Genomic DNA, 8903 nt, shown 5'->3' on the forward strand with positions numbered 1-8903 from the left:
CCGGGGTTTGGGGTTGAACCCCAAGCATAAATCCAAAATGTCAAAGAACATCAGAATAATCAGAAATCTTTGCCAAAATAATCAGAAAATTTCCCTCAGTTTAAAGCAAAAGCTAACAACGGCCGGTTTTGACGGCGTTGAAATCCATTCAGGCCATGGCTACCTGTTGAGCCAGTTTCTTTCCCCTGCCTACAATCGGCGACAGGACGAATACGGCGGGACGATTGAAAAACGGGCCGGATTCATCTTTGGATATATCAAGCCATAAGAGAGCAGGTCGGCCCGGATTTTCCCGTGCTGATAAAGATGAACGGCTCAGACCTTATTGAAAACGGACTGACCCGAGAAGATTCATTGCAGGCCGCCAAACTGTTTGCCGATACAGGTTACGACGCGATTGAAGTCAGTGGCGGCATCATCAGGACCGGTCGGTTTTCACCCAGCCGCCCCGGGATTACAACTGCGGACAAGGAAGCCTACTTCAAGGAATACGCGCGCCACTTCAAAAAGCATATAAAAATACCCTTGCTTCTTGTCGGCGGTTTGCGATCCTTCACGGTCGCCGACAGCCTCGTGACCGCAGGGATCGCTGATTATATTTCCCTGAGCAGACTGCTTATCCGGGAGCCTGATTTAATCAAGCGCTGGGGAAACAGCGACCTGCGTAAAGCCGCCTGTACATCGGACAACTTATGCTTTGCTCCCGGTTTTGAAGGCCAAGGGGTGTATTGCGTTACCAGGGAACAGTAAAAGAATAAAATCTCCGCTCAGCGGCCAGTCCGTTATTTCAGTTAGCCGCCGGATTCAAAAACTGTAGCCATCCGTTGTGGTCTGCTGGGTAGTCACGGAAATCTGGCTATTCCCCGGGTTGATGAACAAGTACAAAAAAATAATATAATCCCTGTTTTTTGAAATATCATCCTTGACAGACAGGTCTGTCTGCGGTATGTGTGAAAATATGTCTACCAGTAAAGAAAATACTGCCAGAGATCGCATAATTGAGACAGCCCTGAATTTATTTTACAAACAGGGCTACTTGGCTACGGGTATAAATCAGATTATTGCGGAATCTCAAGTCGCGAAAGCTACTTTTTATGCCCACTTTCCATCAAAAGAAGCTCTCTGTATCGCATACCTCCAAGCTCGTCATAAAATCTGGATGGGGTGGTTGACAACCGGCCTTCAAAGTGACGCAACCCCCAAAGAGAAACTTTTAGGCATCTTTTTCTTTCTTGAGCGGTGGATGCAGGAAAGCGACTACCGGGGTTGTGCGTTTTTAAACATTGCCTCTGAAGTGCCGCTGCGGGGCTCGGAAATAAGAAATGAAGTTGTAAAACATAAAGATGGGCTACGGAAATATATAAAAGAGACAATAGTAGATATTTTCAGTTCAGGTCAGGGAGTAACTACTATTGATGCGGAAAAAATGGCTACGACGGTTTATGTTTTGGTAGAGGGAGCCATCGTATCCAGTCAAAACTATAGTGCTTCCTGGCCGATTGAAACCGCTCGTGAAGCAGTAGAAATCTTGTTGTCCAGGTGAATTTTTTTTGACCCCGCCAAGACAGACCTGTCTGTTTTGGCGGGCGTGTTTGGCTTGGGAAGTTTTCCGGAAACCGAAAAGTTCCAGACAGACTGGTCTGTAAATAAAAAAAACAATATGTGGAGGTTGCTATGAATAAAAGATTGGGTATTTACATCTTTGATAATGCAGAGGTCATTGACTGGGCAGGTCCAACTGGTGTATTCGCGGTTGCTAAAAAGATGGACCCGGAACTTGAGACCTTTCTCATTGGCGATACCATTACTCCGGTTGTCGCCATTGCCGGTTTGCGAGTGGTCCCCCGGTATGGGTTAAATGACAATTCCAGTATGGATGCCTTTCTTATTCCAGGAGGGATTGGCGCAAGAGCGGAAATCCATAATCAAAGGTTACTGAATTTCGTAAAGTCAACACCGGAGGAAACCTTGCTCGTCAGCGTTTGTACTGGATCATAGGTTTATGGGGTTATCGGCTTACTTGATGGCATCAAGGCCACTAACCGAAAAAATGGTGACCCCAATGAACCCATTGTACCAATTGAGCGTTTGGCGCAACTTGCTCCTAAATGTAAAATCGATCGGCATAGAGTTGTTGATTCGGGGCGTATTGTTACCGGAGGCGGTATTACATCTGGAATTGAAGTCGGTTTTCACCTTCTTAAGCGATTTGGCTACGATGTTGATTTTGTAGATAAAATTGCCTATATAATGGAATATGAGAAACAATGGAATCTGATGAAAACGGATCTGATTGAACCCGGTAGATAGAGGCAATATTTACTCTACCATAATAGAGAATTGAACCAACAAGATCGGTTGAGTCGATCTTCAACCGATAAGATCAACTGTTATTAACCGCTTGCTGCCGGAGTGCCTTGCCGTCATGGAAGAGAGCGGAATAATTCTACTCGATTCATGGGAACAAAATTAAATTCAATCAGAAACAGAAGCCGCTAACTGGAGAATCAGGCATGGAAGAGGCGGTGTGCCGGCAAAAGCTTGACGAAGAATTTTACACCCCGGAAAAATGCCATATTATCGAAGTCTCCAATAGCCCGGCGGACCCGGAGCTTTCGCTCGCCCGGGCTCGGGTCGAGCCCGGCGTAACCACGCGCTGGCACCGCCTCAAGGGCGTGGCTGAACGCTATGTGATGGTCGCCGGGACAGGCCTGGTTGAAATCGGCCGGCGGCCGCCCCGGAAGGTAAATCCCGGCGACGTGGTTCTGATTCCGCCCGGCTGTCGGCAGCGCATCGCCAACCCCGGCCCGGAAGAGCTGATTTTTTTCGCGATCTGCACGCCCCGTTTTACGCCGGAAGCCTACGAGGAGCTTGAAGGCGAGACGGGTTAGCTCGGGCCTTTTTCTCTTGGAGCTGAATTATTTTGAGCGCAAGCTCAAAATGCTATTGACAACCGTTATCTCAATGGTTACTATTATGAGCAGGAGATCATAAACAATTAACAACTAACCAAGAGAAGCCATGCCGAGACCACGAAAATCACGAACCATTCAGGGACCGCCGCGCTGTAGTGTTTTTCAGCCGGTGCCTCCCGCGCTGGGGGATGACCCCCTGAATCTTAATCTCGAAGGTTTCGAAGCCTTGCGGCTGAGTGATTATCTCGGGTTGGATCAGGAAAGCGCGGCGCGTGAGATGGAAGTTTCTCGCCCAACTTATGGCCGAATTCTGGCCGCCGCTCGCGGACTGGTGGCCGAGGCTCTGGTCACCGGTCGGGAATTGCGGATCAGCGGCGGCGACTTTGTTGTCGGGCATCGTGAGTGTCGCAATCGACACCGCGGCGGTTGGCGTGGCGGTAAAGGGAGGTAGTATCATGCCTGGATTTAATGGAATGGGACCGATGGGAAATGGGCCGCTGACCGGTGGTGGCCGGGGTTACTGCAATCCGGCCGCCGGCCGGGGTGTCGGTTATGGGGCCGGAAGGGGCCTGGGTCGGGGTCGAGGCCGGGGATTTGTCGGCTTGCGGTTTGGGTTCGGCTATGGCGCCGGGGTTTCCGGGGTTGGGGCCGCGTCTCCAGCGACGGAGCGCGAGGCCTTAGTCGCCGAAGCCGCCAATCTCAAACAAATGCTGGCGAATATTGAACGCCGTTTGCAGGAGCTGGAAGCTTAATCGCGGCTGATGCGGCCGTGTTTCGGCGGTTAAGGAAAATAATCTTCATGGTCAATGAAAATCTGAATCAGGCTCCGGCTGCCTGCAGCGTTTGTCCGCGGGCTTGCCGGGTCGACCGGCTGGCGGGGGAACTGGGTTTTTGCCGGATTCCCGCCGCCGTTCAGGTTTCCCATGCCGGGCTTCATCTGGGCGAGGAACCGCCGATTTCCGGAGTCCGGGGATCGGGCACCATTTTTTTCAGCGGTTGCAATCTGCGTTGCATCTTTTGCCAGAACTATCAGATCAGTCAGGAGTTTTCACAGCCGTCGCGCGGCATGACGATTGCCGAACTGGCGGTCGCCATGCTGCGTCTTGAACAGCAGGGTGCCCACAACCTGAATTTTGTCTCGCCTTCACATGTGGCTTTCCAGGTGGCCGAGGCGATCGCGACAGCCCGGGCCCAGGGCCTGACGGTGCCGGTGGTCTACAATTCTAATGGCTACGACGCGCCGGCCGCGTTGCGGCGTCTGCGTGGCTTGGTCGATATCTATCTGCCTGATTTAAAATATCTGGAAAACGGTTTAGGCAGAAGATTTTCCGACGTCACCGACTATGCCGACGTCGCCCCCCTTGTCATTGCGGAGATGCTGAATCAGGTTGGCCATCTGCAGACCGATGCCGAGGGTCTGGCCGTTCGTGGTCTGCTCGTCCGTCATCTGGTTCTGCCTGGTTATATTGACAACAGCCTGCGGGTGCTTGATTTTCTGGCCGGGCTTTCGCGGGATATCTTTGTCAGCATCATGGCCCAGTATTCGCCCCAATACAAAGCGATGTTCGATCCGGTAATTAGCAGGACCCTGCGTCAGGATGAATACGATCGCGTGGTGGAACATGCCCTGACTCTGGGCCTGGATAACGCCTTTGTTCAGGAACTTGCCAGCCAGGATCATTATCTGCCTGATTTCGAGCGGGAAGACCCATTTCTATAAGAGCGGTTACAGTGGGATATCTCTCCTTGAGGTGCCGCTTTTTCTTCTCATCTTCCCCGAAAATCAAGCTTTAAAGATTTTGTCACCGGTTTTGTCGTCCCCGTTTCTCAATTCGTAATTTTCCAGGGGGTTCTCCGGCCACTGATGCCTGGGATAGCGGCCCCGCATCTCCTTGCGGACGGCGGCGTAGGAGCCCCGCCAGAAACCTTCGAGGTTGTCGGTGATCTGCACCGGGCGCCGGGCCGGAGAGAGCAGTTTAAGCAACACCGGCCGGCCGGCGACCAGCGGCGTTCTCCGGCAGCCGAAGAAGTCCTGAACCCTGGCGGTCAGCACCGGTACCGGACCTTGGCCGTAATCGAGTTTCAGCTGCCGGCCGTTTTCCAGTTGACAGGTCAAAGGCGCCAGTTTCTCAAGTTCTTTTCGCTGCCCCCAGTCAAGCCGGGCGAAAAGCAGCTTTTCCAGATCGAGGCCGGCCAGAGCGGCGCGACTGCGAATGCCGGCAAGCTGCGGCAGCAGCCAGTCGTCGAGAGCGGCCCGCAGACCGGCGGCGGAAAAATCGGGCCAGGTCGCGGCGGGCAAGGCTTTCGGACCGGATTGCAAAGAGCGCAGAAACTCGATGCGGACACAAAGCTGACGGGCAGCCGGGGTCCAGGGTAGAATTTCGAGGCCCTGCCGGGCAAAAACCCCGCGCCAGACGGCGGCGACCAGAGCCGGATCGGGATTTTCCGTCTTTTCCTGGCCCAGCCGCAGGGCGCCATAAAGTTCCTCGGTAAAGGCCCGCAGGCTCTGCCTGTCTTCATCCCAGTCAACCACTTCCCGTTTTTCGATAAAAGCGGCAAACTCGCGGCGCAAAAAGACCTCGTCATAGGCCGCCGCCAGTTGAATCCGGGCCTGACGACGGGGGCCTGAGAGCCGGCAGATCACGAGAAATTCCACGGCGGCCAGGGCTTCGGGTCCGGCAAAAGCCGCCTCTCCGCCCCCACTGAGAAGATAGCGGTTACCGCCGCCCGGCCGTTTGCGCCCCAGACGGTCGGGATAGGCCGCCGCCAGCAGCTCGCCGCAGAGTGAAAACTCAAAATCCTCACGGTTGTCGATCTTCAGGCGCTTGACCAGCAAGCTGACTTCACGTTCGACAGCAACCTTGCAAGCGACCTCCTCGCCGGTCAGCTGGCGGCGGCCGCCAAACAGCCTTTGCAAGCGGGATTCAATATCGCTGTCGTCGGCCCCTTCGCGGGCGCAATAATCGCGCTGCTGCAACCAAGCAGCCAGGGCGGCGGCGGTTCGTCCCCGACCGCTTTTCCGTCCCCGCAAAAGCATCTGACCGAGCCGGGGATGGAGACCGAAGGCGGCAAGCTCGCGGCCATGGTCGGTGATCCGTCGCCGTTGGTCAACCGCCCTGAGTTTATACAGCAGGGCAAAGGCCTGATCTAGGGTTTTTTGCGGCGGTGGGGTCGGCCAGGTCAGATCAGCCGCCTCACTTACTCCCCAGAGAGCCATTTCCAGGGCCAGGCCGGTGAGATCGGCGAGCATGATTTCCGGCGGGGCGGAAGCCGGTCGGCGGTTTTCTTCGGCCTTACTCCAGAGACGATAACATTTCCCCGGAGCTTCCCGCCCGGCCCGGCCCCGGCGCTGCTCGGCCGCGGCTCGGCTGACGGCCACGGTTTCATAACGGTCAAGACCTGAGGCGGCATCGAAACGGGCAATCCGGCGACGGCCGCCGTCGACCACCACTTGGATGCCGGGAATCGTCAAGCTCGATTCGGCGATATCGGTGGCCAGAATGATTTTCCGGTTTCCCGGCGGGGCGGCCTGAAAAACCAGATCCTGCCGGGCCCGTGGCAGGGCACCGTAGAGCGGCAGCAGGAGATGACCGGGTCCGAGATCGCTTAAACTTTCTGCCAGACGCCTGATTTCCCCGGCGCCGGGGAGAAAAACCAGTAGATCCCCCTCGCTCTCGGAAAGCGCCCGGCAGACCAGGCGGGCGAGAGCGGGGAGAAAATCGACCGCCGGGGGCCGCTCGAGCCAGTCGACCGCCACCGGATAACCTGGATCTTCGGCCTCGAGCCGGGAGGCCGGCGGCAGAAAACCGGCCAGGGCCTCGGTTTCCAGCGTCGCCGACATAATCAGCAGGCGCAGATCGGGGCGCAGGAGTTCACGGCTCTGCAATGCGAAAGCCAGACCGAGATCGCCGGGCAGGTGGCGCTCGTGAAATTCATCGAAGATCACCAGGCCGTAATTACTCAAAGCCGGATCATCCTGCAGCAGACGCGTCAGAATGCCTTCGGTCACAACCTCAATCCGGGTGGCGGCACTGACCCTGCTTTCATGGCGGATACGGTAGCCGACCCGCTCGCCGAGCGCCTCTCCCAGCAATGCAGCCATCCGCGCGGCCGCGGCCCGAGCCGCCAGGCGCCGGGGCTCGAGCATGACGATTTTGCGCCCGGCCAGCCAGTCTTCCGCCAGCAGCAGAAGCGGCAGCAGGGTGGTTTTGCCGGTACCCGGCGGGGCCTTGAGCAAAGCCAGACCGACCTCCGCCAGGGCCCGGCGCAAGCCCTCAACCAGCCCCAACACCGGCAGCCGGGCGACATCTTCACGTCGCAGAAAAGAATCCATTTGCACCTACGTTAATCGTAAAAACCTGACCCTGATGCGGGAAGAAGCCTCAGCAACCCAGGCGGGCTTTGTCAGCCCGTACCTGAAGGTACTTCCGTTGGTCGCAAATAAGTGCTCTTCTCGGAACACTTATACCTTCCATAATAAAACTCAGCCTAATCGATTGCTTAGCGACAATCAACCGCAAAACAGTTTTAATGTAAATCTTCCGCCGGGTCGGGGGACGGCACCGCAACCGGGTCCTCGCATCGGGCCTTTTTCGGGCGACTGATACAGGGTGTGCAAGAAGAATATTACCCCTGACCCTTGACGGGAACGACCATTGGATCAGACTGGTTTCAGACCAGTCTTTTGCAGTTAATAGTTGAACCGGAAGCATCGGGAATGATGCTCAATGAAGTATTCGCATGAGTCCGTCAACCCAAACTTTCAAGTTACGATGCCTCATATCTGGATCTTGCAAGGAGAAAAGGTTTGCCCATAGCGAAACTTGATAAAAACTTATTAGCGGTCGCCAAGCAAAGCCAGGTTCCAATTTTAAGCCGTAATCATGGTCGTTGGGCAGGCCGTCGTTCAAGATAATCATCAATTTAACTCGGGCGGGATAAACCTTGAGAGCTTGGTCGGCGTGGCCGGACAACCGGCACCAGCGCCCGAAATCGAAAGCAAAGCTATCGGCCTCGATCAAGGCCGGCTTCCAACCCGCCGGCAGGAGCTTGCCGGAGTTCGGCTTCGGTCTGAAATAAAGAATCAAAGACCACCAGATATCGCTGGGCAAAAAGCGAAGAGTTTTCAGACAGGACGCTTACCGATCTGTTTGGTAATCATCGAGCGGGCTGACCACACCGAGAGCCCCCTGACGAATGACATGGGTATAGATTTCCGTGGTCTTGACATCATTATGACCCATCAGCTCCTGAATCGTGCGGATATCGGTGCCGCGTTGAAGCAAGTGAGTGGCAAAACTGTGGCGCAGGGTAAGGGTATGAGCGCCGGCCTTTTTCACAATGTCGACCTCGCACAGGGCCCGTTTGATGGCCTTATTGACAACACTGACATCGACATGATGCCGCCGCCGCTTGCCATCCAGGGGATCAACCGCCGGGCTCCCGCTCACTCATGCGCAGGCCGCCGCCATAAAGCAGCTTGGCGATCAGTTGCGGCCCCCCTGCATAACCCCGAGCAGCCGGGTCACTTCATCGCGGCTGAAAACCACCGGCACCCGCGCCTTCTTCCGGGCCCGCTCGGCCCGGATATTGTCACCCAGGGGCGCCTCCAGCACCTGACGATAAAGAAAAACCAGGGCATTCAAAGCCTGATTCTGAGTCGCCGGCGCCACCCGCCCCGCCACCGCCAGATGAGTAAAAAAAATCTTCGACCTTGCGATCTTTTTCAAGCAGCCGCTCCCGTCGCTCCTTCATCTGATGAAAGTGAACAAAACGCTTGATCCAATCGGCATACGACCGTTCCGTATGAATCGAATAATGCTTACGCCGCATAATCATATGCAGCTCATCCAGCAACTTCGGCTCCGAAATATTACTTTGTGGAAAATACTTTGACATGACTCTAACGATGTTTTATAGGGTGCATTAAGGCTTGATGGCCAGCTTAAGGCAAAAGTGTTATAAAATAGCTTAAATAGCAAGTTATCA

The 8903-nt window shown here is 55.1% G+C and carries 7 protein-coding genes and 4 pseudogenes; 9 read left to right on the top strand and 2 right to left on the bottom strand.

What is annotated here, in order from left to right:
- The 8 genes and pseudogenes from ENN66_01105 to ENN66_01140 all read left to right on the top strand — a co-directional run bounded on the left by ENN66_01105 (position 1) and on the right by ENN66_01140 (position 4635).
- A pseudogene (locus ENN66_01105) lies at positions 1–244 on the top strand (hypothetical protein).
- On the top strand, positions 241–750 hold the full coding sequence (locus tag ENN66_01110; protein ID HDS15231.1) for a hypothetical protein: 510 nt from the start codon (positions 241–243) through the stop codon (positions 748–750). Before ENN66_01105 ends, ENN66_01110 begins: the two are co-directional and overlap by 4 nt.
- A 208-nt stretch (positions 751–958) precedes the next feature.
- A complete protein-coding gene (locus ENN66_01115; GenBank protein ID HDS15232.1) occupies positions 959–1543 on the top strand; it encodes a TetR/AcrR family transcriptional regulator in 585 nt (194 codons plus the stop codon).
- 131 nt (positions 1544–1674) lie between these two features.
- A pseudogene (locus tag ENN66_01120) lies at positions 1675–2310 on the top strand (DJ-1/PfpI family protein).
- Positions 2311–2513: 203 nt separating this feature from the next.
- On the top strand, positions 2514–2891 hold the full coding sequence (locus tag ENN66_01125) for a cupin domain-containing protein (protein HDS15233.1): 378 nt from the start codon (positions 2514–2516) through the stop codon (positions 2889–2891).
- Positions 2892–3021: 130 nt separating this feature from the next.
- Complete coding sequence (locus tag ENN66_01130) at positions 3022–3366, top strand: DUF134 domain-containing protein (protein HDS15234.1); 345 nt, start codon at positions 3022–3024, stop codon at positions 3364–3366.
- Between the two features lie 4 nt (positions 3367–3370).
- Positions 3371–3667, top strand: coding sequence for a hypothetical protein (locus ENN66_01135; protein ID HDS15235.1), 297 nt, complete (start codon positions 3371–3373; stop codon positions 3665–3667).
- Positions 3668–3714: 47 nt separating this feature from the next.
- The gene (locus ENN66_01140; GenBank protein HDS15236.1) at positions 3715–4635 is read left to right on the top strand and encodes a radical SAM protein; all 921 of its coding nucleotides are present in this window, start codon (positions 3715–3717) and stop codon (positions 4633–4635) included.
- Between the two features lie 63 nt (positions 4636–4698).
- Here ENN66_01140 and hrpB read toward each other — a convergent pair whose 3' ends face one another.
- On the bottom strand, positions 4699–7248 hold the full coding sequence (gene hrpB, locus ENN66_01145) for an ATP-dependent helicase HrpB (GenBank protein ID HDS15237.1): 2550 nt from the start codon (positions 7246–7248) through the stop codon (positions 4699–4701).
- Positions 7249–7662: 414 nt separating this feature from the next.
- On the opposite strand from hrpB, the pseudogene ENN66_01150 reads away from it, so the two are divergent.
- Positions 7663–7752 (top strand): annotated as a pseudogene (locus tag ENN66_01150) (VapC toxin family PIN domain ribonuclease).
- A 301-nt stretch (positions 7753–8053) separates the two neighbouring features.
- Here the strand turns inward: ENN66_01150 and ENN66_01155 are convergent.
- Positions 8054–8813, bottom strand: a pseudogene (locus ENN66_01155) (hypothetical protein).
- Positions 8814–8903 lie beyond the last annotated feature (90 nt).

The sequence above is a fragment of the Pseudomonadota bacterium genome (assembly GCA_011049115.1).
Taxonomy (GTDB): Bacteria; Desulfobacterota; Anaeroferrophillalia; order Anaeroferrophillales; family Tharpellaceae; genus DSCM01.